Source organism: Pleomorphovibrio marinus, from assembly GCF_003347495.1.
Lineage (GTDB): Bacteria > Bacteroidota > Bacteroidia > Cytophagales > Cyclobacteriaceae > Pleomorphovibrio > Pleomorphovibrio marinus.
On record NZ_QCXY01000002.1, the window covers coordinates 359,128 to 384,595 of the forward strand.

Here is a 25,468-nt window from a genome sequence, read left to right on the forward strand (position 1 = left end):
TTTTTATAAAATTGAAGATTTAACGGGTATTTAATAGCATCCTCAAGCTTAATCGGTGGAACCTAAGCAACAATAATACCGCAGTAACGGACAAACCGCATAGAAGGCCTATCCAGATCCCAATCTCATTGAACCCTAATTTAAAGGCCAGGATATACCCCAGAGGAAGACCGATTAGCCAATATGCGACTAGTGTAACCAGGGTAGGGATTTTGACATCAGAGAGGCCTCTGAGGGCTCCAAGCCCCACGACCTGCACACCGTCAGACAATTGGAAGATTCCTGCTATGATAATCAGACTAGAGGCTGTTTTTACCACCTCTATATCCTCGATATATAGCAATGGCAATTGGTTTCTAAGCAAAAGCAATACCACTGCGAATATGGTCATAAAGGCTATTACCATTCCGAAGATGGAAAAGCCAACCTCCCTCAAAGTTTTGATGTCCCTTCTCCCAAGTTGGTTTCCTACCCTCACCATGGCCGCAGCCGATAGCCCCGAGGCCATCATGTAACTAATGGAGGCCAAATTAATGGCAATCTGGTGTGCTGCCAAAGCATTTACCCCTATCCAACCCATCATGATGGCAGCAGTACTGAAAGCACCTACTTCAAAGACATATTGGAGTCCTGTTGGCACGCCAATTTTTAGCATTTTCCTCGATATAGGCCAACTTATGCTATTAATTCCCAAAGGAGTTTTAAACATGCGGAAACGGGAAGACTTTTTTACATAGAGGTAAATGACCAAGGCCATTAAAATCCTGGCTATCAAAGTAGCCCAGCCCGCGCCGTTTAACCCAAGTGCCGGAAACCCAAACTTGCCGAAAATCAAAAGATAATTAAAAACGACGTTCAATCCGTTACAAATAATCGTGATGACCATGGCCTGTTTGGTCTGCGAAAGCCCTTCAATAAACTGTTTGTAGTTTTGGAAGAACATAAAAGGAAGCAACGACAAGGTTATGATCAATAAATAGGGGATGGCAAGTACCACAACTTCCTCGGGTTGCCTTAAAAAGTGGAGTAAGGGAGAAAATGCCAGAATAAGGACAAAAAGCAACACCCCACAAATGAGGTTAATCAGTGAACCGTGCCTGAAATAGACAGAAATATTGTCGTGGTTGCCTTCTCCTTGGGCCATGGCTACCAGAGGGGTCATGGCCATGGACACACCGGTACCAAACATCAAAATCAAAAAGAAAATACTATTGGCAAGGGAGGCTGCTGCCAGAGGCTCAGCCCCTAAACGGCCCACCATGATGTTATCTGCCACACCTACCATCACCTGGCCCAGTTGGCTAAGCATCACCGGATAGGCGAGTTTAAAGGTGACCTTGGCTTGGCCAGTATAATGATGGAGTGACATTATTTACCGAATCTTCCTTCTTCAATTAGTATTTTCTCTACCTTTAAAATACCTGCTATACTTATAGCATCAGTGATTATGCCATCCATTACCATCTTCACTGCTTCTGCAAAACTGATTTTTCTTATCAGAAGGTCCTCTGTTTCATCAAAGGAGGTGTCTCCTTGCGAAAGATCTTCGGCAATAAACACAAAACCTTCTTCATCGGTAACAGAGTTTGAGGTATGTATCCTTAATATTTGCCTCCATCTCTGGGCCGATAAGCCTGTTTCCTCTTTCAGTTCTCTTTTTGCTCCCTCGAGTGGGGAAAGGTGGCCAGGCCCCCCGCCCATTGGTATTTCCCAAGAATATTCGTCAAGGGTATAGCGATACTGTCCTATGATCCAGGTATTAAGGGAATCATCCAAGGGTACTATCCCTATGGCTTTATTTTTAAAAAGTACTTTTCCATAAATACCATTTCCACCTGAGGGGTTGATGACCTTATCTTCCTCTACCTTTATCCAGGGGTTTTCATATTTTACTTCAGAACTTAGTTTTTTCCAGGGGTTTTTCATCTGTTTATAATTTTTTTTTCAGCGGTCATATAGCCTGCCCCTGCCTGCCCCGAACTTGATTCGGGGAACTTGGTTCGGGGGAATCTCGCTTTGATAATCATCCCCTCGTGTGTCGCTCGCGTCATGCCCTGACTGCCGTCAGGACAGGCTCGATTTCATCTCTTTACCTTAGAGACATATAGAAACAAAATAAAAGGGGTGACTCTATAGCCACCCCTTCTAATTTAAGACCTTATTCTACGATTACGCCGGAATCGGCAAAACTTTACTGTCTTTGAAAGTGGAAAGGATTACCATTGACTGCATAGAATCAACTTCCTTAATTTCACTTACTTTTTCAAGCATAAGTTTTTGGTAAGAGTTTATGTCTTTGGAGATGATTTTTAGGATAAAATCACCTGTACCAGTAATGTGATGGCATTCTATGACTTCCGGAATTTGGTGGATTTCTTTCATAAAGGCCTCAATATTTGTTTTATTGTGCCCCACCAAGCCTAGAAGCACGAAGGTGCTCACACCTAATCCAATTTTTTCTGGATCAAGTTTGGCATGATAGCTCTTGATGATTCCACTTTGTTCAAGCTTTTTGACTCTTTCCAGTGTTGGTGCTGGAGACAAGCCGATGTCCTTAGACAACTGAGCGTTAGTTATTTTCGCATTGGCCTGCAAAATCTCAAGAATTTTACGGTCGATTTTATCGAATTTCACCTTAACGTTATTATCCATGTTTTAAAGAATTTACCGAATTATATGTTGTGCAAAATTAATCTATTTTAAATTTATTTTAAAGCTATTTACGAAAAAAACGAAGGTATAATCGAAATATTGTTGTAATTTTAATTAAATAATCACCTTAAAACCTCCGAACCTGGCTTATTTCTTAGAAAAATTCAAATTTCCTGCTGAATTTATAATCTCCTAATAATTAAATAAATACTAAAGTTTATTTTTCTTGATAAAGTCTCTGGCTTCCTGGTGAGCGGGGTGTTTTCGTTTGGCAATTTTTTTTACCCTGTCGAAATATTCCTTTGCTTTTTTCTTGTCATTCTCCGCAGTGGCTATTTTTCCCAGTTGTATGAGGGAATACAGGAAGTAACCACTTTCCTGGTTTTCAGTTTCTTCCCCGAAAGAGATGGTTTGTCTGTAATGTTTCTTTGCTATATCGGTTTGCCCCATTTTCTCGTAGTGTTGAGCCACGAAAAAGGAAGCATACCTGCCACTGTTTGCCTCGTAGCCCGTCCACCCCTGTTCTATTCTCCTTAATATCTCTAGGGAGACCTCATAGGCCTCTGTCCCTCTACCAACGGCATAAAGCTGCCGGGCAAAAAACCGGTGAAAATAGGGGTTGTTAGGGTATTTGTCGTGAAGGTAACTTGTGATGGTCAGGGCCTTGAAAGGCTGCCTTTCTTCTGATGCGTAAAGCCTGAAGAGAAAATACTGCGCTTCAACCCTGGCGTAGAAGGCATTTTCCGCCACCTCTTCCAATTGTCTCAAGCCAAGGGCCTGATCTCCTTTTGGAAATAAAAGCATTACTGGTTTCAATAAGGGGTAGTTCTTGGGGATCCAGACAGAAAAGTAATTGAATAGGGCATCTCCTAGTAATAATTCAGGACTAAGTTCTTCTTCCCCTTTACTGTACTCCATATATTTGAGGGCATTTTTTCCGGAAACAGCAGCTTTAGTCCAATTTTGCCGTTCGCTGTGTAACCTGCCTTGGAACCCATGGGCTCCTGCTAGAAAAAATGCGGCTTCTTTATTTTCAGGATCTTTATCAAACAGCCTTTTCGCTTTCTCTATGGTTGTTTCCATATATTCATGGAAAATTTTGTCGTACTTTTTATCCTCCGTATCCACAGCAATCTTCCACCATTGGCTCAAGCCCATCAGAAAATAAGGAAGAGGGTGTTCCGGATAGGTGTGACGCATTACTGTAAAGCCCCTTTCCGCCTTCTCAAAATCAAAATTGTACATACTATTTACAGCATCGGTTATCCTGAATTGCAATCCTTTGTCCAAAAGGAGATATTCAGACTTTTTCTCCCCAATCTCTGTAACCATTGAAGAGTCCGCCATTTGGCCGTATAAAGAAATTACCGATGAAGCAAATAGGAAAATCAAACAAATCTTCCTCATTAAGTTATTATTCATTAAATGAAACCGCAGCAAAAGGGTTGATACATTTCAACGCCCCTTGACATAATTTATTTTTGAAATTCGAAGACCAAACCATAAAGCACTAAACTTAGTTCCTGTCTTACCTAAGGATAAAAAGGTTAAGGTCTTACAATTGTTTAAAATCATTGGTATAAATAATGCAAAAACAAAACCAAAGTTTTTTTGTGCCTTGCTTGGTAAAAAAAACAAGCCTATCTACCCAGAGGTTCCGCGAAGAACCCCGGGTAAATAGACCTGATTGGCAATTATTCAAAAAAATTAACAGCTTACTCTTCTACTTCTTAACCACCTCTTTGTAGTCTGAATGAGAAACCCCAGTTCTAAGCGTTTCCTTCCAAGCATCGTAAGCCAATGAGTCAGGGATGTCCACATCGTCAAAAGTAATGATTTGGCCAGGCGCTATATCTCTTTTAATATAAACCTCGCTCATTAAGCCAATAGGAACATGATTTGGTTCTTGGGCAATAGAAATTGCCTCTCCTCGAACCTCCATGCTGCCTATTCCCTTGTCAATCATTGATCCTGCCTCTAATTTCTTTTTTGCAATAGTAGCAACACTTGCATGGGGAACACTTCCGTTGTCCAGGAGCACCTCGTCCCTATGCAATAAATTTAAAATTGTTGCCGGTATTTCGAAAAAACATAGGTGCGTGGGCTTATACAATAAATAATAAGGCCCGTCTCCCAGTTTATATGTTCTTAATTCAGGTGCCAAATCCTCTTGATGGGTAGCAGTGATGAAAACACCCGGAGGCGATTCCCTGGAAATGATGTAATCACTGATGACCATGCCCAGTTCTTCGGCTCTTTCTGCCAAAGCAAATGCACCTTCCTGAAAATCATGAGTTTCATAACCTATCAATCCCTGCTGGGCAATTCCAACACCCAGACCGTTGGCAACTAGTACCTGTTCAATTTGGAGTTTGGTGCCATCGGTGAAGGAAGTCACCGAACTTAGGCTGTATCCCTGCTTTTGACCCCAGTAAAGCATGTCTTCTAGGGAAGGATTTTGGTTAAGAAATCCTTTGACGTTGCCATATACCAAGGGTTTGAATCCCATCTGGATTACTTCTTGGTTCAAGGATGCCAAAACCCCTGGCTGATCTCCATTGGCTTCAGTTATCACGCCTCTTTTGGACAGCCAAGACCCAGTTAGTACCTGGGTATCCGCATCCATGGTCACTACTGGAACTCCATAGTTAAACGCAATTTCAATGATTTTGGTAGAATAAATAGGATCACCTGTGCTCACTACCAGCACATCAGATAGTTCAATTACCCTATGCGGGTCATTCGTAAGATATTCTTGGCTTACCCCCAAGTCTTCAATAAACCCTTTTCTTCTGGTCAGTATTTTGGAGATGACCATATCTTGCCTTCTTGCCAAAAGTTTTGCAAGTCCCCTACTAATTCCGCCGGTCCCGACTATCCCTACTCTAATTAGTTTTCCGAAGTTGTTTTTCATATCTTAAAGTTAAAAATGTATGTTCTCCGATATCTTTTGTAAAGATAGGAAAAAATATTTTTCAAAAACACTTTTATGTATTTTAAATACAAAAAAAAATATGTCAATGATAATCTAGATTTCGTTTAAATTTTTTTTATCTCATTAAAAAAGAATAAAAAAATGTGTTTTATAATAATTCATTATTATATATTTAATAACAGTGAAAAATTAAAAATAAATTTTTTTCATTCACACCAAGAATTGGAGTTTGTTTTTAGCTGTTAGGGCAGGATTTTTTTTTCGGAAGCCATTTTAATGTTTTATAGGCTGGGTAGATGTTGAGCAGCTACAGGTTTTAAAAATGGTTAAAAAACGGAAAATTGTGCCTAAATTTTATAATTTCGTTTTTTAAAATAAAAATCCAATGCTCAATTATAATAAGGTAAATAACCTTACTGGCTGGTTTGTCTTTATTATCGCCTTTATCACCTACGCTGTTACCGCAGAGGATACCGCTAGTTTTTGGGATCCGGGTGAATTTATCGCCGTAGCTTACAAACTTCAAGTTCCCCACCCACCAGGGGCACCTTTCTTTTTATTAGTGTATAGGATGTTCAGCTTCTTAGCCCTTGGGGACGGCTTACAGGTAGCCTATTGGATGAATATTGGAAGTGCTTTATTTTCTGCGCTTACAATATTGTTTCTTTTTTGGACAATCACCCTATTGGGAAGGAAGTTATTGGCATTGGAGATGGGGAAGGAAAGTAAAGGCCACACCATAGCACTAATGGGTTCGGCCTTAATTGGGGCTTTGTCTTATACCTATTCGGATAGCTTTTGGTTTTCAGCGGTAGAGGCTGAAGTATATGCCATGTCTTCCTTTTTTACGGCGATTGTAATTTGGGCATTTCTTAAATGGGATGTAATCACAGATGTCAAGAAAGAAAACCAATATATGGTTTTTATCGCCTATCTCGTCGGTCTTTCCATAGGGGTCCATTTGCTTAATTTGGTTACCCTGCCGGCCTTGGCTTTGGTGGTGTATTTTAAGAAGTACAAAAAACCCAACCTCAAAGGGGGTATAGTGGCTTTTTTACTTGGAGGTGTGGCGTTGGTAATCATTAACAACATTATTATCCCCGGCCTTCCTAGCCTTGCCGGATCCATGGAAATATTCTTTGTCAATAGCCTGAGACTACCTTTTGGGTCTGGAATCATTGTCTTTAGTCTACTCTTCCTAGGAGGGCTGGTAGCTGCTATTATTTATTCCCTAAATCATGGCAAGGTGATTTTAAACACCATTTTAATATGTCTTACCTTTATACTTATAGGCTACGGATCTTATGCCTTGATTGTGATCAGGGCAAATGCGGATCCGGTGATCAACGAGAATGATCCCAAAGATATTATCAGCTTTGTGAGTTATCTAAAAAGGGAACAATACGGATACCGACCACTTCTCCACGGACAGTATTTTGATGCGGAGGTTATCGACCAGAAGGAAGGTGCACCGGTATATGCCAAAAGAAGGGATAGGTATGAAATAGTGGATTATCAGATTGTAAATGAATATGATCCAAGTAGAACGACCATATTGCCTAGGATATATTCCACCCAGGAAAGACACAAGCAAATTTATAGGTCTAAACTGGGGTTACGGGAAGGACAAAAGCCCACTTTTGCCGATAACATCTATTTCATGTTTGACCATCAACTAGGGCATATGTATTGGAGGTATTTCCTTTGGAATTTCTCTGGCAGGGAAAGTGATTACAGTGATGCCGCAGCCTTGACTTTATGGAAAACCATTTCAACAGATTTTCCCGAATACCTGAAGAAAAACAAGGCCCACAACAATTATTTTATGTTGCCGCTTTTTTTGGGGCTGATAGGTATTTTCTTTCAGGCTAAATACGACCCAAAATCCTTTTGGCTAACACTTATGCTCTTTCTGATGATGGGGGCTGTACTGGTGCTTTATTTAAATTCCCCGCCTGTGGAACCTCGTGAGAGGGATTATATTTATGTGGGATCCTTTTATGCATTTGCCATTTGGATTGGTTTTGGGGTATTAGGTTTGGCTCATCAACTGGCAAAACTGAACAAAAACCTGGCTATTGCTGGGACTATTGCCACTTTGATCACCTTTCCGGTACCCGCTATTATGGCTATCCAAAACTGGGATGATCACGACCGAAGCAATCGGTTTTTTTCCGTGGATTCTGCTAGGAATTTTCTCGCCTCCTGTGAGGAGAACGCAATTTTATTCACAGGTGGGGACAACGACACCTTTCCCCTTTGGTATGTACAGGAAGTGGAGGGCTTCAGGACGGATGTAAGGGTGATCGTGTTGAGTTATTTTGATACGGATTGGTATGTAAACCAAATGGCTAGGCCTGTGAATGAATCCCCTGCCTTGGATTTCACCCTACAGGAGGAGAATTACAGGAAAGGAACCAATGATGTGTTATATGTGACCGACAGGTTGGAATCCCTTCCTCTAAAGCAGTACCTCAACCTGTTGAGGGATGACAGTGACTTGTTGAAATTAAGCTCCAGTTTCTCAGGAACCATAAACACGGTCCCTTCCAGGAATCTGGTGCTAAACGTGGATACGGAGTCCGTCACTGCGTTGGGGGTAGTACCTGGTCAGTTTGAAGACCTCATAGTGCCGCAGCTTTCCATCCGTCCAAAAGGCTCCTATCTTACCAAAGGAAGCATGATGTTGTTGGATCTTATTGCCACTAATGATTGGAAGAGACCCATTTACTTCAATAATACCTCCCTTGCCACCATAGGGTTTGACTTGAGCAAACATGTGGTCATGGAAGGTCTAACTTATAGGCTACTTCCGATTCAGAAACCGGAAAACCAAGAAGAGTTGGTAAATACGGACCTGGCATATCATAATGTGATGGAAGAATTTGCCTACCGGGGCATGGACAATCCCAATAATTATTTTGATGATGAGTACAGAAGATTCACCTCCAATCACAGAAGTGTACTTAATAGTATAGCTATTGCACTATTGGACGAGGAAGATGAAGAGAGGGCAAGAAATGTGCTTCTTTTGAGTTTGGAGAAATTTCCCCATAAGGCTATTCCTTATGATTTAGCCAGTGGTCAGTCCGTTCCCCTGTACTTTGAGCTTGGAATGGAGGAAGAGGCTTTGGACATTGTCGAAAAGATGTCGGAAAAGTCCATTCAGATGCTTCAATATTATGACCAAACCGACCGTCCTTTAGACAGGGAAGCCAGTATTTCCCTAGAAATGCTCAAATATTTCCTTCCATTGCTAAGAGAAAGAGGGCATGATGAATTAGCGTCAAGAATCCAGAACGAATTTGACAGGATATTTGGAGACGGTTCCAACCCTCAAATTAGACTCCAAAGGAGATGAACAGATAGATTGCCGGAGGGTTTATGATGACCCTTCGGCTTTCCATCCTATTACTTCTTAAGAATGTAGTATAGGTCCAGGGCTTGTTCCGGGGATTGTAGAAGTGGGTAATCCTCATGCGTGATGCCTGTCACGTTTTTGCCTTGGGATTTATGCAGCAGGTTTCTGTTAATACGGTTCAAAACTTCATAGGGAAAGCGTAACCAAGTGGCGGGAAGCCTATATTGAAGGTTAAATATATCCCATCTAGTGAACTTTCTGACGGATAACCGGTTCGCATCGTGGTAAGACCAAACTTTTTTGTTTCCACCTATACCCATGGTTTCTACAGAAGTAAAAATGCCCTCACATAGTTGCTTTAGTGCTTCCGGTGTGTATTCCCGGATGTGCCAGGGATTTCTGGTAAGGGAATATTTAATGTTCGGGGTAGAAATGATGGCCTGCCCCCCTGGTTTCAATACCCTGTGGATTTCATTCAAGAAAAGGTCATCCTCTTCTATGTGCTCGATGACCTGAAAGCTCACAACAGTATCATAGGTGGAAGAGGGTAAACCTTGAAGTGGAGGAATAATGGCCTGTTGGAACCGATATTGAGGATATTTTTCTTGAAGTCTTCGCACAATTTCCGGGATCTTATCCAATCCGAGGTAGGACTCCGCTTTAGGGGCCAAAATCTCCACCCCCCTGCCTTCTCCGCATCCGATTTCCAGCAATTTCCCTTCTATAAAAGGAGTGGCGGCAATGTAAGCCTTTAGCAAACGTTGATGGATGGGGTTGTCACTGATCAACTTATCGGAAGTAATTTCCGTAGTATAGGTAGCCATTTAAAATTTTGTTATTTTCAGCAAAATTAAGGTTATTTTTAAAACCAACGATGAAAAAAACAAACACGTCTGACATGAGAATAAAAATCATAAGTCTGGTATGGGTGTGCCTTACAGGCTTTTCTGCTTTTGCGCAAAACAATCTACAATCCTTAAACCAAAGTCTTCGGTATTCCCGTTATTCCAGGATAGCCCCAAAGGTGATCCCAATAAAAACCGGAGACAGGTCATTTAAACTGCAAATGACTGTGGAAAAGATTGAAGAAGACGCAAGCTTTGAGGATTATTTATTTTCCTATGCGATTGTGGGCAGCTTTCAGGAGGAAATACCAGATGAATTGATCATCGCGCTTGACGAAGAAACTTTAGTTCGGGATGCCGACAGCCATTTTTACTTTGAGGAAGAGGTTGAAATTTCAAATGATCAAGAAGAAGCTTATGTGGTTTTTTGGGCCAAGGATTCCAGGCAAGGTGATGAATACGTTTATCATGCGGATTTAATAAGCCCATTTGTGGAGAACATCCCGAGTTTTGGGGCATATTATGGTAACGAAATCCCCTTCGACCAAACCTATCTAAATGTGGAGGAATCGCTATTATTCAAGGGGTATTCGGTCACAAATCTCCACCATTTCTTTTATCCGCAGGAATTCCCATTGCCATTGCCACCCATGGAGACCAAGCCCGGCCCTGTTGCCAGGGAGATTCCTGTAGAATATGAGGGGGATTTTCTGATTAATGTGCCCCAGGCTTTTGATAGAAGGGGTTATTATTTTATACAGGCCGACACTACTTCGAATAGCGGCTTGCTGGTGAAAACTACAGGGAAAAGCTTTCCAAGGGTTTCCTCTTGGGAAGAAATGGTGCAAATGGTTACCTACATCAGTACCAGGCAGGAACACGAAAAGCTCCAGGAAGCAGAAAATAAAAAACTCGCCTTGGATGAATATTGGATCAGGATGACAAAGGACGAGGACAAGGCCAAGGAGCTTATCAAGGAGTACTTCAGGCAGGTGGAATTTGCCAATATCCTTTTTACTGACTTTAAGGACGGTTGGGCCACAGACAGGGGCATGGTATATATCATCATGGGTCCCCCTCAGGAGGTCTATTTTAACTTGAACAGGGAAACCTGGAATTATTTGGGCAATGATCCGAATTCAAAAATTACCTTTACCTTTGCCAGGGTTAAGAACATTTTGACCCCCAATTATTACACCTTAAACCGCTCCAGGTCCTATCAACCGGAGTGGTTCAGAACTATTACGGCATGGAGAAACGGACAGATGGCTTTTTGATTTCCAAGAAGGAGCATCAAAAGGATTTTATATTTGGCATAAGGGCGGTCCTTGAGGCGCTTAATGCAGATCAAGAAATTGACAAGATACTCCTGAACAAGGAGCAAAATAACGAGATGATCAAAGAGGTCATACAGCTTGCCAAGACTAAGGGAGTTCCCATCAGCAAAGTGCCTGATGGAAAGTTCAACAGGATTACAAGAAAAAATCACCAGGGGGTAATCGCCTATGTCTCGGCCATCAGTTATGCCTCATTGGACAATGTAATAGATGCGTGCTTCTCTAAAGGAGTTGCACCATTGATCTTAATGCTGGACAGGATCACAGATGTGAGGAACTTTGGTGCTATCGCTAGGACTGCGGAGGTGGCGGGTGTACATGCCTTGGTGATCCCAGAAAAAGGTAGTGCCCAAATCAATTCCGATGCAGTAAAGACCTCAGCTGGGGCCCTTAACTTTCTGCCCATCTGCCGGGTAAGAAACCTTTATTACACCATTCTGGACCTAAAGAAAATGGGATTAAATGTGGTGAGCGTGACCGAAAAAACAGATCGGCAGTTGTTCCACGCCGATTTTTCAGTACCCACTGTCCTTGTTCTTGGATCAGAAGAAGACGGTATATCCAATGAGCTGCTTGGGGTTAGTGATGAATTTGTGAAGATTCCCGTTCATGGTCAGATCGAAAGCCTGAATGTGTCCGTAGCGGCTGCCGTTTCCATATACGAGGCGGTAAGGCAACGAATAAGTACCCAATAGGTGATGGAGATCCTGTTAGGCTTCTCCATAGTGGTTTTGGTGATTTCGGTGGTATGGACCGTCTACAGCCAAAGACAGTGTGGGCATTCCCTTCAGGAAAAACAGGAGCAACTACAGGAATTGGCGGTTGAAAATGCTTCCCTTGAAAAGGAAGTAAAATTCCTCAAAGAAAAATTAAACTACCAGAAACAGGAACTGGAAGAGGTTAAAAAAGGGTTTGCCAAGGAATTTGAGAATCTTGCCAATCGAATATTGGAGGACAAATCCCAGAAGTTTTCTCTCCAAAACCAGCAAAACATAGAGCGACTTCTGGCTCCACTGGGCAAAGAAATCGTGGCATTTAAGCAGAGGGTGGAAGAAACCTACGACAAGGAATCAAAAGAGAGGTTTTCCCTGGAAGCTAGGGTCAAGGAGTTGGCCCTTTTGAACCGGCAAATTAGCGATGAGGCAAAAAACCTTACAGAGGCACTCAGGGGAAATTCCAAAGTAAGGGGGAATTGGGGTGAGGCGATCCTTGAGACCATTCTCCAACAATCTGGTTTGGAAAAGGGTAGGCACTATGTTGTTCAGGAATTCCTTAAGGATGATTCCGGCAATCACCTTTTGGGTCCAGAGGGCCGCAAGTTGCAGCCGGACATCACCATTAACTTCCCGGATGACAGAAAGGTGATTGTGGACTCCAAAATCTCCCTATTGGCTTACGAACGCTATTTCCATGCGGAACCGGAAAAGGAAAAATCCAGATTTTTGGAAGAACATACCAAGGCCATTCGCCTGCATGTGGATCAGTTATCCTCCAAACAATACGAAGCCTACGACAAGGTGTTGGATTTTGTGATCATGTTTGTCCCCATCGAGGCGGCCTATATGGTAGCGTTGCAATCTGATGGTCAGTTATGGGAATATGCCTACAAAAAAAGGGTGTTATTGATTAGCAGCAGCAATCTCATCGCTGCCTTGAAGCTGATAAGTGACCTTTGGGTTCGGGACGACCAAAACAGGAATGCGCTGGACATCGCCAATCGAGGGGGTAGGCTTTATGACAAGTTCGTTGCATTTGTTTCCAGCCTGGAGGAAATAGGCAAACACCTAGAAAAAACCCAAGAGAGCTATTCAAAGGCACATAAACAGCTCCATTCAGGAAGTGGAAACCTAATCAGGCAAACAGAACAGCTGAGGGAGTTGGGTGTGAATGCCAGAAGCAAGATCCCGGAAAAATTGATCCGTAACGCAGACGTATCTACCAATACCCCTGAGGGAGAATAAACATATTGCCATCAGATAAATTCTCCCCCCCTTTTTTTCGCATCTGTAAGGAATTCCCGGAAACGGTCTTCTTCATTCAATTTACAAATAAGGAGCACATTTCCGTTTTCGGAGATAAGGTAGTTTTTCAATCCTTGAACCACAACCAGCTTTCCCTCAGCTACCTGTACAAAGCAGTTTTCCGAGTCATATAGCAAGGCATTGGCCTCCAACACGTTTTTTCTTTTATCCTTGTTTTTATGGTCATATAGATTTTGCCAGGACCCCAAGTCCGACCAGCCAAAGTCCCCCAAAATCACATACACACTATCCGACTTTTCCAATACTCCGTGATCAATAGAAATGTTTTTGATAAGGCTGTATGCTTTTCTCAAAAACTCTTCCTCCTCTGGAGTACAAAAATAAGCAGATCCCTCCTCAAAGACTTCTGCCAATTCAGGGAGGTGTTTTTCAATTGCCGAGATAATGCTGGTGTTTTTCCAGGCAAACATTCCGGAGTTCCATACGAAGTCTCCGCTGTCCATAAAAGTTTGGGCTAATTCAATGCCTGGTTTTTCAGTAAAGGTCTTTACTTTTTGCGCAGGAGTTTGGGGGTTTTCCACATACTGGATGTACCCGTAACTAGTGTCCGGCCTGTTGGGCCTTATTCCGACGGTAAGTAGCCTGCTTTCTAATTCAGCAGCCAAGAGAGCCTGATCAATAGATTGATTAAATGCAGCTTCGTTAAAAATCAGCTGATCGGAGGGCGACACTATCACCTTTGCATCGGGCTCCAATTTTTTTATTTTATAACTGGCTAGTGCGATTGAGGCTGCGGTATTTCTCCGTAAGGGTTCCACCAAAATTTGGTTGGAGTTAAGTTCCGGAAGCTGTTCTTTTACTAGCCCTACGTACTTTTTGTTGGTGACGACCAAAAACCTTTCCTTGGGATAAATGGCCAAAAACCTTTCATAGGTAAGTTGGAGTAGTGTTCTTCCAATTCCTAGTAAGTCTAAAAACTGTTTGGGTTTACTGTATCTACTTTGTGGCCAAAATTTAATCCCTAAACCGCCGGCCAAAATCACAATGTACGGTTGCTGCTTCATTTTTCAAACGATTCCTTCTTTCATCAAATCATGGATGTGTACAAACCCAACAATATCCTTTCCTTTAGTGGCTACAAGTTGAGTAATATTATGGGTTTTCATCAAGTTAAAAGCCCTTATTGCAAATTCATCCACTGGGATGGATTTTGGGTTGTTGCTCATAATGTCTTTGGCTTTTATTCCCGACAGAGGGTTCCCTTTTTCAAGCATTCTTCTAAGGTCTCCATCCGTAATAATCCCAATAAGTATTCCCCCATTATCCACCACAGCAGTGGCTCCCAGTCGTTTGCTGCTGATTTCCATGATTACCTCGGTCAAGGAACTTTCTTCCTTCACGATGGGTACAGCATGCCTTTCGGTCAAATCTCCTACCCTAAGGTATAACTGCTTACCCAAGGATCCTCCCGGATGGAACTTGGCAAAATCCACCGCTGAAAAACCCCTGCATTCCAGGAGGCAAATGGCTAGGGCATCACCCAAGGCCATATGAACGGTGGTACTGGTGGTAGGTGCGAGATTATTAGGGCATGCCTCAGCTGTTATTCCTGCATACAAAATAAAATCGGCCTGTTGCGCCAAGAAACTTTCCCTCTGTGATACTAATGCTGCAAGTTTTGACCCCAAATTTTTTAAGAGAGGTACCAAAACTTTGATTTCTGGGGTGTTGCCACTTTTCGAAACGCATATTACAAAATCTTCTTCTCTTATCATACCTAAGTCCCCATGAATTGCATCAGCGGCATGTAGAAATAGAGAAGGAGTACCTGTGGAATTTAGAGTAGCCACAATTTTATTGGCAATAATGGCGCTTTTCCCAATCCCTGTCACCACCACACGCCCCTTGCTGGATAAGATATTCTCCACGCAGGAGACAAAATCATGATCTATAAAACCAATAAGGTTCTTTATTGCATCTGATTCGTTTTGCAGGACTTTTATTGCCGTGGATTTAATATTTTTTTGTAATTTCAACTTTGCCGATCCTAATTATTAAATTTGTACAAAGGTAGAAAAGAAATTGTACATGATTAAATCAAGGGGTACGGCGTATGTTCTTAAATTATTCTTGGAGTGGATACAGTTGTTAAAGATAATTTGAAAAGGATTTTTGGTTTTAGCCATTTCAGGGGAAACCAAGAAGCTATCGTGGATAATATCCTGAAAGGAAACAATACATTCGTCATTATGCCAACGGGTGCGGGGAAATCACTCTGCTACCAACTGCCTGCCATTACCAAGGAAGGTACAGCAATAGTGATTTCACCACTTATTGCATTGATGAAGAACCAGGTGGACCAACTTAATTCCTACGGGATAAATGCCCACTTTTTGAACTCTACCTTGAGCAAATCAGAAACCAATAAGGTAAAGGCGGAGGTGCTTTCCTCAAGGACCAAGTTGCTTTACGTGGCTCCCGAATCCCTCACTAAAGAGGAAAACGTTCAATTCCTAAAGGAAGCCAACCTAAGTTTTGTAGCCATTGACGAAGCCCATTGCATCTCTGAGTGGGGGCACGACTTCAGACCTGAATATCGAAAGATAAAGAGCATCATCGCTCAGTTGGGGGGCAGTTTGCCCGTGATCGCCCTTACGGCTACTGCCACGCCAAAAGTACAACAGGACATTCAGCGGAACCTCCAAATGGAGGAAGCGGACCTGTTTAAATCCTCATTTAACCGTTCTAACCTATATTATGAGGTAAGGCCAAAAATTAAAAATGATACCAAAAAGGAAATCATTAAGTATATTAAAGGCCATAAGGGTAAATCCGGGATTATTTATTGCCTGAGCAGAAAGAAGGTAGAGGAGATTGCTGGGCTTCTCCAGGTTAACGGGATCAAGGCAGCACCGTATCATGCTGGGCTAGACGGGCATGTGAGGGTGAAAAACCAGGACGATTTCCTGAATGAGGAGGTGGATGTGATTGTGGCCACCATTGCTTTTGGAATGGGCATAGATAAGCCAGATGTCAGGTATGTGATTCATTACGATGTGCCCAAATCCTTGGAAGGCTATTATCAGGAAACCGGAAGAGCTGGCAGGGATGGTCTTGAGGGACATTGCCTGATGTTTTACAGGTATGAGGATATTGTCAAACTTGAAAAGTTCAACAAGGACAAGCCAGTAAACGAAAGGGAAAATGCCAAGGTACTGCTGCAAGAAATGGCAGCATATGCAGAAAGTTCAGTGTGCCGCAGGAGGTTTCTTCTCCATTATTTTGGGGAAAAACTCGATAAGGATTGCGGTTATTGCGATAATTGCAAAAAGACCAAAGAAAGCTTTGACGGACAAGATGATATCCTTCTTATCATCGAGGCAGTCAGGGAAACAAAGCAACGCTTTAGGTTAGACCATATAGTGGATTTGCTGCGTGGAGTGGAAAATGAATATATAAAAAGCTACGGGCACGACAAGTTATCCATGTATAAGAAGGGGGAAGAAAAAGACGAAACCCACTGGAAGACAGTAATCCGTCAAGCTATGATATATGGCTTTCTGGAGAAAGATATTGAAAGCTACGGTGTCTTGTTGCTGTCCGAGGAAAGCGAGAAGTTTTTCAAAAAACCTTATCCCGTCATGATAAGTAAGAACCACAATTTTGAAGAAATGGCCGAAAGCGTTTCTGCGGAGGAAATGGGCAATGTGGGCAAAGCCTATGACGAGCGCTTGTTCGATCTGCTAAAGGCGGAAAGAAAAAAAGTAGCCAAAGCCAAAAACCTTCCACCCTATGTGATTTTTCAGGATCCATCCTTGGAGGAAATGGCAACGGTTTATCCCACCACCAGAGAGGAGTTGGCACAGATCAACGGAGTGGGAATGGGCAAGGTGTCCAAATTCGGAACCCCATTTCTGAAGTTAATCGAAAATTATGTAGAAGAAAATGACATTATCACCGCCTCAGATGTAGTGGTGAAATCTTCTGGCACAAGGTCAAAGTTGAAAATTTCAATCATTCAACAAGTGGACAGAAAAATTGACCTGGACGAGATTGCAAACAACCTAAATATTAGCATGGCTGAGATGCTTCATGAAATTGAGCAGATCATCTACAGCGGTACAAAACTCAACATCAATTATTACATTCACAATATCATGGATGACGAAAGGGAAGAAATCCTCCATGATTATTTCATGAGTGCGGAATCTGACCAAATTAAGGAGGCTATGGCTGAACTGGAGGATGAGGATTTTTCAGAGGAGGAAGTAAGAGTGTATAGAATCAAGTTTATTTCAGATCACGCAAACTAATTAAGCCGATAAAACCAATGAATATATTATTGATAGGAAGCGGGGGAAGGGAACATGCCTTCGCGTGGAAAATTTCCCAAAGCAATCTTTGCAACCAGCTATTTGTGGCACCCGGGAATCCCGGCACGGCTGGTTTGGGTAAAAACCTGAATATCTCGATAACTGATTTTGAAGGAATCAAAGCGACTTGTATTGGACAAAACATAGACTTGATTGTGGTGGGCCCTGAAGAGCCTTTGGTGAAAGGATTGAGGGATTACCTTAAAGGATTTCCAGAGACCAAAGCCATACCCTTAGTGGGGCCGGGTAAAGACGGGGCCTTGTTAGAGGGGAGTAAAGACTTTTCTAAGGGATTCATGATAAAATATGGTATCCCTACTGCAGCATACCAAACGTTTACGAAGGACAACTTGGAGGATGGTTTGAAATTTATTGAAAGCCAGAGTCCCCCCATTGTACTAAAGGCAGATGGCCTGGCAGCCGGGAAGGGAGTATTGATCTGCGCAAATCATGCAGATGCCAAAATGCAGTTGGGAGAAATGTTGTTGGGCAAAAAATTTGGCGAAGCCTCCTCAAGGGTGGTAATCGAGGAATTTTTGGTCGGCATAGAGCTTTCTGTTTTTGTGGCCACAGACGGGGATGATTACGTAATACTTCCTGAGGCAAAGGACTACAAACGCATAGGTGAAAACGACACTGGCCCAAATACAGGGGGTATGGGTGCAGTTTCGCCCGTTCCTTTTGCCGATGAGTCTTTTATGAGCAAGGTGGAAAACCGGATCGTCAAGCCTACGATGAGTGGTCTGAAGAAAGAGGGTATAGATTATAGAGGCTTTCTGTTTATAGGCTTGATGAATAGGGAAGGGGACCCCTATGTGATAGAATATAATGTTCGGATGGGAGACCCAGAAACCCAAGCAGTCCTGCCCAGGATCAAGAGTGACTTTGTGGAGCTGCTTAGTCATATGGGCAATAAAACACTTAACGAATATAAGCTTTTGGTCAATAATTTCGTTTCAACTACCGTGGTGATGGTAGCTGGAGGCTACCCAGGTTCCTATGAGAAAGGAAAAACCATCATTGGGCTGTCATCATCTAATCAAGAAACTGGTTTATCCGTTGTCTTCCATGCCGGAACCAAGGAAGGGGAGAATGGTGAGATTCTAACTAACGGAGGAAGGGTATTGGGTATTACAGGCCAGGGAGAAACCATTCAATCCGCACTGTCTAATGCATACGATAGGGTGGACAAAATTCATTGGGAAGCTGTGAATTTCAGAAGGGATATCGGGCAAGATATCCTTAAATTGACAATCGATGCTTCTCACCAATAAGGAGGGGGAAACCCCCATAAATATATATACACTATGGCAGAATGTAATAGTTGCGCCACCGATTCTTCTGGTGGGTGCCAAAACAATGGCACCTGTGGTACAGCAGATTGTAATAAAATGAACGCTTTTGACTGGCTTTCCCATATGGGCTTGCCGGAAGTTGATAAATTCGATATCGTAGAGATAAAGTTCAAGGGAGGAAGAAAGGACTACTTTAGAAATGTGGATTATCTTTCCCTCACCACAGGGGATCCTGTAGTGGTGGATGTTCCGAATGGACATCACATCGGCTATGTGTCCCTTCAGGGAGAACTTGTGAGATTGCAGATGCAAAAACGCAAAATCAAAAACGACGACAATATCCTGAAGATTTATCGGGTGGCCACTCAGAAGGACATCGAAAAATGGGAACAGGCCAAAAATAGGGAATTGCCTACATTATACCGAAGTAAGCAGATCATCGAAGAATTAGGGCTAAAGATGAAGTTGTCAGATATTGAATATCAAGCTGACAACTCCAAAGCTACTTTCTATTACTCTGCCGATGACAGGGTTGATTTCAGGGAGTTGATCAAGGTACTGGCAGCGGAATTCAAGATAAGGGTAGAAATGAGACAAATCAGCCTTAGACAAGAGGCTGGCAGATTAGGTGGAATAGGGGTCTGTGGAAGGGAGCTTTGCTGTTCTACATGGATCCACGATTTCAAAAGTGTAACTACCTCGGCGGCAAGGTACCAAAACCTATCCCTTAACCCCAGTAAGCTGAGCGGACAGTGTGGAAGGCTAAAATGCTGTTTAAATTATGAGTTGGACAGTTACATGGCTGCTTTGAAGGACATACCTACAGTATCCAAACCACTATTGACAGATGCTGGATCGGCTAAACTCCAGAAAACGGATATTTTCCGAAAGCTTATGTGGTTTAGCTATAATGAGGATAACAATTGGCATAGTATTGACTGTGAAAGGGTTGCGAAAATAATCGCAATGAATGAAGCTGGGGAGGTGCCCCATAGCTTAAAGCAGGATAATGCCTTTGACGACGAATCCTCTTCAAGTCATTCTAATGCAGACCTGGAGATCTTGGATAAAAAGTTTAGCCAGACAAAACGGAAAAAGAAGCGAAAGCCCAGAAACAAGCGAACTGACCCTTCCCAACAAACTAATCCCAATCCTGGCAAAAATCAGCCGGAGCAACAGTCAAAGGAAGGAGATAAAGGCACTAAGGGTAGGAGGCCTAACTCTCAAAGAAGAAAACACACCTCTTCCCAAAAACCGCCTTCGGGACAAGTAAACCAAGGAACAAACCCAGGAAATAACCAAGGGAACACCCCTAAAAAGAGGAGAAACAACAAGAAAAGGCGAAACAAAAATAATGGCTCACAAAACCAAGGTGGTTCTTCCAATGCAAATTGAGGCAATACGGAATCTATGGTCAATCCTCCTTATTGTATTAATGAGTGTGACGATGGCATGTGAGCCCCAAAGGGTTTATGAGTTTCACCATGAACTGCAAGGAGGAACCTGGCATGTTTCAGATACTTTAGAGTTTGCTTTTGACGATAGGAGAGGATTTCCCAGTATGGCCCTGGTTGGTCTTAAGTATTCAGATGAATACGATTATCACAATCTGTATCTGCGGTATATTTTTTCCGATAGCCTGGGGCAAGTTCAATTCGATTCTTTGATAAACCTGTCCCTTTTTGACCCCAAAACAGGAAAGCCCCTCGGAGGGGGATTTGGGAAAAGCTATACCAAATTTGACACATTGCAAGTGGTTTTTGATACCCTAACGGTTCCCTCAAAAGCATCATTGATTCATTATATGAGAGAGGAATCCTTGGATGGGGTGACCTCTGTCGGATTGAAACTGCTGAAAGAATAGGTTTAAGGAGGATGTGTAAAATTGTTTTCGTTAGATTTATGGAATGAATGGAAGGCACTTCAAGTCTACGCTAATAGGGGATTTTATTCTCCTGCTTGTCCCTATGGTTGTCACCCTTTTTCTTAGTAACAGGGTGTACGCACAAACGTCTTTAGGTGAAGTGGATACTGTCCGCTTTCACTTGACTCCAAATCCTTGGGAGCCTTCTGAGCTGACCAAAGAAAGATTGCTACAGGTGATCGAAGAAACCTGTACTATCGTAGCTAAGCATCAAAATGAGGAGGGAGCCATAATCGACCCCTACCTCAACCGTGAGCATCAATATTCCACACCTTACTTCGCCTTTGCCGTGGGGACTTTATTAAATGAGGGAAAAGGAAATCATCTTAAAGAGGCAGGTATTCGGGCAATGGAGCACTGTACTGCTAATTTCGCCGCTGGGTCAGCTGCTATCCCTGATGAACATGGGGAGTTTTTCATCAGCCCACTAGCGCAAAGCCTAGCCCTATTTGAGCCCTTTGTGAAAAGGGAAATATTGGAGGAATGGGAGCAGCGGTTGAGCACTCCCTTAGCAGAAGTGATGCAAAATTTTGATGGCAGAATCAACAATTGGCGTACCTATGCAATGAAGGGGGAATGGACTAGGGCACAGTTGGGCTTGGTGGATAAGTCCCAAGCCAAGGAGTTTGTTGAGTGGGCATGGAGAAGTCATACCCAAAGGATTAGGATAATGAACGACAAGCACCACCTCTATCAAGATTGGAGCAGTGATCCCCAATCCCTAGCTGTGGAAGCTGTTGGTAGAGGTAACCTAATTGGTTTGTTTTTAGAAGGGTACGACGGAGAAGCCAGAGAAGAGTTGCAGAGAGCCATCAAAAAGGGCACCTATACCAGCCTTTTGCTCCAGGCGCCAGACGGTCAGGCTCCCGCAAATGGAAGAACGGATAACCATGTCTTTAATGATGTGTTATATTTTCTTGCTTTTGAGGCACTAGCCGAAATCACCAACAGGGAGGCTGATAGTCAACTTGCAGGACAATATAAAAGGGCTGCAAATTTAGCATTTGAAAGTATATTGAGATGGCAAAGAAAAGACGAGGGGTGGGAAGGTTCATTTTTTATCACCAAGAACCATTTTGACCCGAGTGAGCGTACAGGTTATCAGCCAGCCAGTCAATGGGGTAATTACACAGGGGCCATTATTCAGCACTTATCCGAAGCTGTGCACATCGGAGATTCCAAAATTCAACAGGCACCTGCCCCTGCCGAAATTGGCGGGTATGCATTTAGTACCGATTCAAGGTTTGGTTCCTTTTTTGCCAATGCGGGTGGCATGCAGGTGGTTTCGAACCTCAGAGGGGCTTCTATGCCCAAATATGGAAGGAGTTGGACTCCTCTTGGGGTTATTAGGTTTAGTAAACAGAACTGGGATGCCAGATTGGGGCCTTCAGATGGGGAGCATGACCTTAAATTTGGGGAGCCCACTTCCGTTTCCACTGCGGATGGGGATCTTCTGGACTCTTATACTCCACAAAGTGGGATAACCTTTGGCCCCGAATGGCAAGAAAGGGGTCGATGGATAAGAATTGCAGACGTCCCGAAGACCTACGAAGCCACCCCAGAAATTCATTTTGTACACCCTTTCCTGGTTAAATTTAGTTTACATTATTCCTATGTCACGGGTAGGGGTGGCCCATATTTCACCCAGGAATTCATCATTACCCCCGATTTGGTAGTTACCAGACTTAAATCCCCTCAGTCCCTTTCATTTGGACTAACGGTTCCCTTATTGGAAAATGATGGCACGGCACTGGAGCTTAACATTGACAAGGATCAAATGACTACCTCTTACGGAGATGGACAAGATCAGCAGTGCTATATACCCATTAATAGGGAGGTGGATATAGATTCTTCCGCAAAGTCGATAAAGAGTACTTACGGCTGGTTAAAACCAGTTAGAGTGACCTCACCTGAAAAAACGCTGGACATGTTGGTGTACCCTCGAAATGCAAATGACCCATCCGCAAGTCAGGTTAAGGCTTCTTTTTCATGGACCCAAAATGGATTTACCTCGATATTGGGAACGATGGAAGGGGATATCTATAGAGGAAATAATGCGGCGGGAGGATTTGGAGATAGGTTTGATACCAACCAAGATGGGATCATAGATTTGCGATTTGACAAAGAGTGCATGTTTGTTATTCAAATGGGGAATGGAAAAATTAAGGCTATTGAGACTGACAGGGAGGTGGTAGTAGAATTCGGTGAGGAGAGCTTACCAATCAAAGCTTACGAACCTTATACTTTTCCCTAACAAAACGATCCCCTTTATGTTTATGCATTTGGTGAGAGGGTATTTACCATCTAATTTAGGGTTTTATTCAAACTCGGATTAGGAAATCAAGCATGGCACAAGCTTCAGATGGTGAAATAATTTTGTGCCAATCGAGATTCTTCCAAATCGAGTTCCCAGAATCTCGAAAATTATCGGGACGTGACAAGCTTTGATCGCAAAAAAATAAACTAAAAACGAATGAACCATACGCACCTTATTAATTTTCTTTTTTCGCTTTCGGTTTTTACCCTTTTGGGATGCTCCGGCAAATTAGATGCTGGGGAGATCAATTTAGAAAATTGGAAGAAGGACAGGTATGGGTGTAAGGGGTTGAGATTAGAGGATGAACAGGAGATCAGGAAAATTAAAAACACCTTCCTAGAAAAAAACAACCAGCAACTTATAAGGACATTTGGCCGACCAGACAGGGTGGAATTAGCGGGGCAAAGTCAAACCTTTTTCATTTATTTTTTGGAGCCTTCTGACAACTGTGAGGGAAAAACGGAAAAAGAACCCCTTAAGGTTCTTTTTCGATTGAATGCTATCAATAGGGTAAGTGAAGTAACGGTCACCTATCTTAATCCATAAAGCAGAGTGCAGCGGCACCAAGTAAGCCAGCATTATTTTCTAAACTTGCCCTTTGTATGTGGAGTGCTTGTACATAGTAAGAGGATAGGTGCTTATGGATAACCTTTTCCATACTGGGTTGAATAAAGGGCAGTCCGGCTGAGATGCCTCCCCCAAAATAAACTTGAGTTACATCTAGTACACGGATGGTGGACACGAGTGCCTCTCCCAAGATCTCACCCACTTCTTTGAATGTTTCCATTGCAACCTTGTTCCCTTCTCCGGCACAAGCCACAAGGAGATGCATGCCCAGTTCCTCTTCGGCAAATCTGCCTTTTTGGTCGGGGTATTTTTCCATGTTGTTTGCCAGGATTTTAAGAATCCCATTTCTTCCAATAAGGACCTCTAACCTGATATTATTTCTGGACAACATATGCCCCATTTCCATCGCATTTCCTCTAGCACCCTTGAATACCTTTCCTTCTAAAATCAAAGCACTTCCAATACCCGTGCCCAAGGTGATGAAGAGAAAGCTTTCCGGGGTTTTCTCTTTACCGAAATAGTATTCCCCAGCCGCTGCAGCATTGGCATCATTTTCCAGGTGAAATGTAATACCAGCGTATCTTTTCTCAAGCTGGGTCCTTAAATCAAAACCATTCAGTTCTTTGATCGCCGGAATTTCCAAGGTGGTGTTTCTGTCTTTGCTGGTAAGTCCGGGTAGGCCTATACCTACGTGGTCAATATCCCCATACATTTTCAAGTATTTACCCACAATATCAAGGAAAGAAAGATTGAAGCCCACATCGCTAGATCGAAGGTTCGCAGTGATTTCCTTATGGAAATCCACGATTTCCCCATCGGTTTTTACCCTACCGATCTTTACATGGGTTCCCCCTACATCTATCCCCAAAAAATATTTTGAATGTGTATCCATATCCGGTAAACTTGCTTAATTTGAATGTGCTAAAATAGCAAAGACTTTAAATTCTTAATAGAAATACATTGACTTTAATCTGAACCCAGCCAAGTAATTCCTTTTTCACTAATGATTATCAGGTTTTTTTTGTAGAGTTGCCCTATGGATTTTTTGAAATGCTTTTTACTCATCCCAAATTCCTTTTTTATTTCCTCGGGCTCTGATTTGTCATGAAGCGGGATGAATCCCTTGGCTTTAAGTTTAGCCGTGATTATCTCTGCACCTTCGTCGTATTTCTGCTTACCCAAGGGGTTCAGCTGCAAATCTAATTTGCCATCCTCTCTTACTTTCTTGACAAAAACCCGAACAGTATCCCCTATGCTTATGGGGCGAAAAACCTCATTTTTATAAAGGAGTCCTTCAAAACGCTGTTCCAATAATACCTTGTAGCCCAAGTCAGTTGCATCAAAAACCAACGCCTCAACCTCTTGCCCTTCTTGGTACCCCCTAGTATCGGTATAGATAAAGTCGGCATATTTGGCGACTCCAATCAACCGGTCGGTTTTGTGGTCCAGGCAAACTTTTATCAAATACTTATCGCCCACGGTCATACCGGGTGTCATTTCGGATTTTGGCACAAATAAATCCTTTCCCAGCCCCCAATCCACAAAAGCACCAATTGGAGTTATCTCTTTTACTTCCATTACCCCAAACTCATCCAATAAGGCCAGGGGTTTTTCTGTGACTGCTACTGGCCTGTCCTCGCTATCAGTATAGATGAAAACCTCTATTTCCTGGCCCTCTTTTTCTTCACCTGCCAGGTACCTTTTAGGTAATAGGATTTCATCCCCATTCGAAAGTGCCAGATAGGCACCATGAACAGTAAACCTATTAATTGGTAATGACGAAATTTTGCCTATTTCTTCCATAATGCTTGATCCTAAAAGCCCCAAATGTACCAAAAAAATCGGATTTGGGAACTTATACCTATATTTTCAAAGTTACG

General features: G+C 42.7%; 20 protein-coding genes. 10 read left to right on the forward strand and 10 right to left on the reverse strand.

All coding sequences use genetic code 11. The annotated features are described in order from the left end of the window. Nucleotides 1-19: 19 nt before the first annotated feature. The 5 genes from DB520_RS07510 to DB520_RS07530 form a co-directional block, all read right to left on the reverse strand. On the reverse strand, nucleotides 20-1,369 hold the full coding sequence (locus DB520_RS07510) for an MATE family efflux transporter (protein WP_114749073.1): 1,350 nt from the start codon (nucleotides 1,367-1,369) through the stop codon (nucleotides 20-22). After that, nucleotides 1,369-1,926: an NUDIX domain-containing protein gene (locus tag DB520_RS07515; RefSeq protein ID WP_114749074.1), complete on the reverse strand. Its 558-nt coding sequence runs from the start codon at nucleotides 1,924-1,926 to the stop codon at nucleotides 1,369-1,371. The genes DB520_RS07510 and DB520_RS07515 overlap by 1 nt, the downstream gene beginning before the upstream one ends. A 243-nt stretch (nucleotides 1,927-2,169) precedes the next feature. After that, nucleotides 2,170-2,652: an Lrp/AsnC family transcriptional regulator gene (locus tag DB520_RS07520; protein WP_114749075.1), complete on the reverse strand. Its 483-nt coding sequence runs from the start codon at nucleotides 2,650-2,652 to the stop codon at nucleotides 2,170-2,172. Nucleotides 2,653-2,862: 210 nt separating this feature from the next. Beyond that, complete coding sequence (locus DB520_RS07525) at nucleotides 2,863-3,999, reverse strand: tetratricopeptide repeat protein (protein ID WP_232834898.1); 1,137 nt, start codon at nucleotides 3,997-3,999, stop codon at nucleotides 2,863-2,865. A 376-nt stretch (nucleotides 4,000-4,375) separates the two neighbouring features. Next, nucleotides 4,376-5,566, reverse strand: a complete 1,191-nt coding sequence (locus DB520_RS07530; protein ID WP_114749077.1) for an NAD(P)-dependent oxidoreductase — start codon at nucleotides 5,564-5,566, stop codon at nucleotides 4,376-4,378. Between the two features lie 406 nt (nucleotides 5,567-5,972). Between DB520_RS07530 and DB520_RS07535 the strand changes: the two genes are divergently transcribed. Further along, complete coding sequence (locus DB520_RS07535; RefSeq protein WP_114749078.1) at nucleotides 5,973-8,948, forward strand: glycosyltransferase family 117 protein; 2,976 nt, start codon at nucleotides 5,973-5,975, stop codon at nucleotides 8,946-8,948. A gap of 50 nt (nucleotides 8,949-8,998) precedes the next feature. Here DB520_RS07535 and DB520_RS07540 read toward each other — a convergent pair whose 3' ends face one another. After that, nucleotides 8,999-9,772, reverse strand: a complete 774-nt coding sequence (locus DB520_RS07540) for a class I SAM-dependent methyltransferase (RefSeq protein ID WP_114749079.1) — start codon at nucleotides 9,770-9,772, stop codon at nucleotides 8,999-9,001. Between the two features lie 74 nt (nucleotides 9,773-9,846). On the opposite strand from DB520_RS07540, the gene DB520_RS07545 reads away from it, so the two are divergent. The 3 genes from DB520_RS07545 to rmuC are packed head-to-tail and all read left to right on the forward strand — an operon-like array spanning nucleotide 9,847 to nucleotide 13,091. After that, nucleotides 9,847-11,070 carry a GWxTD domain-containing protein gene (locus tag DB520_RS07545; RefSeq protein WP_114749080.1) on the forward strand — a complete coding sequence of 408 codons (1,224 nt, stop codon included), beginning with the start codon at nucleotides 9,847-9,849 and terminating at the stop codon, nucleotides 11,068-11,070. Further along, entirely contained in the window at nucleotides 11,043-11,825 is a 783-nt protein-coding gene (rlmB, locus tag DB520_RS07550) for a 23S rRNA (guanosine(2251)-2'-O)-methyltransferase RlmB (RefSeq protein ID WP_114749081.1), read from the forward strand. The genes DB520_RS07545 and rlmB overlap by 28 nt, the downstream gene beginning before the upstream one ends. A gap of 3 nt (nucleotides 11,826-11,828) precedes the next feature. Then, nucleotides 11,829-13,091, forward strand: a complete 1,263-nt coding sequence (gene rmuC, locus DB520_RS07555; RefSeq protein ID WP_114749082.1) for a DNA recombination protein RmuC — start codon at nucleotides 11,829-11,831, stop codon at nucleotides 13,089-13,091. Between the two features lie 11 nt (nucleotides 13,092-13,102). Here rmuC and DB520_RS07560 read toward each other — a convergent pair whose 3' ends face one another. Next, the gene (locus tag DB520_RS07560; protein WP_114749083.1) at nucleotides 13,103-14,176 is read right to left on the reverse strand and encodes a mannose-1-phosphate guanylyltransferase; all 1,074 of its coding nucleotides are present in this window, start codon (nucleotides 14,174-14,176) and stop codon (nucleotides 13,103-13,105) included. Nucleotides 14,177-14,179: 3 nt separating this feature from the next. After that, nucleotides 14,180-15,148: a KpsF/GutQ family sugar-phosphate isomerase gene (locus DB520_RS07565; RefSeq protein WP_114749084.1), complete on the reverse strand. Its 969-nt coding sequence runs from the start codon at nucleotides 15,146-15,148 to the stop codon at nucleotides 14,180-14,182. A gap of 99 nt (nucleotides 15,149-15,247) precedes the next feature. Between DB520_RS07565 and recQ the strand changes: the two genes are divergently transcribed. The 6 genes from recQ (at nucleotide 15,248) to DB520_RS07595 (ending at nucleotide 23,567) form a co-directional block, all read left to right on the forward strand. Next, the gene (recQ, locus tag DB520_RS07570) at nucleotides 15,248-17,425 is read left to right on the forward strand and encodes a DNA helicase RecQ (RefSeq protein ID WP_114749085.1); all 2,178 of its coding nucleotides are present in this window, start codon (nucleotides 15,248-15,250) and stop codon (nucleotides 17,423-17,425) included. Between the two features lie 17 nt (nucleotides 17,426-17,442). Then, nucleotides 17,443-18,759 carry a phosphoribosylamine--glycine ligase gene (gene purD / locus DB520_RS07575; RefSeq protein WP_114749086.1) on the forward strand — a complete coding sequence of 439 codons (1,317 nt, stop codon included), beginning with the start codon at nucleotides 17,443-17,445 and terminating at the stop codon, nucleotides 18,757-18,759. Nucleotides 18,760-18,876: 117 nt separating this feature from the next. Continuing rightward, a complete protein-coding gene (locus tag DB520_RS07580) occupies nucleotides 18,877-20,175 on the forward strand; it encodes a PSP1 domain-containing protein (RefSeq protein WP_114749087.1) in 1,299 nt (432 codons plus the stop codon). 40 nt (nucleotides 20,176-20,215) lie between these two features. Beyond that, a complete protein-coding gene (locus DB520_RS07585; protein ID WP_157971974.1) occupies nucleotides 20,216-20,644 on the forward strand; it encodes a gliding motility lipoprotein GldH in 429 nt (142 codons plus the stop codon). A 43-nt stretch (nucleotides 20,645-20,687) separates the two neighbouring features. Beyond that, a complete protein-coding gene (locus DB520_RS07590; RefSeq protein WP_114749089.1) occupies nucleotides 20,688-22,958 on the forward strand; it encodes a hypothetical protein in 2,271 nt (756 codons plus the stop codon). A 219-nt stretch (nucleotides 22,959-23,177) separates the two neighbouring features. After that, on the forward strand, nucleotides 23,178-23,567 hold the full coding sequence (locus tag DB520_RS07595; RefSeq protein WP_114749090.1) for a hypothetical protein: 390 nt from the start codon (nucleotides 23,178-23,180) through the stop codon (nucleotides 23,565-23,567). On the opposite strand, the gene DB520_RS07600 is transcribed toward DB520_RS07595, so the two are convergent. Both DB520_RS07600 and DB520_RS07605 read right to left on the reverse strand, forming a co-directional pair. Next, a complete protein-coding gene (locus tag DB520_RS07600) occupies nucleotides 23,557-24,480 on the reverse strand; it encodes an ROK family protein (protein ID WP_114749091.1) in 924 nt (307 codons plus the stop codon). The genes DB520_RS07595 and DB520_RS07600 overlap by 11 nt on opposite strands. A gap of 74 nt (nucleotides 24,481-24,554) precedes the next feature. Further along, nucleotides 24,555-25,391: a CvfB family protein gene (locus DB520_RS07605; RefSeq protein ID WP_114749092.1), complete on the reverse strand. Its 837-nt coding sequence runs from the start codon at nucleotides 25,389-25,391 to the stop codon at nucleotides 24,555-24,557. Nucleotides 25,392-25,468 lie beyond the last annotated feature (77 nt).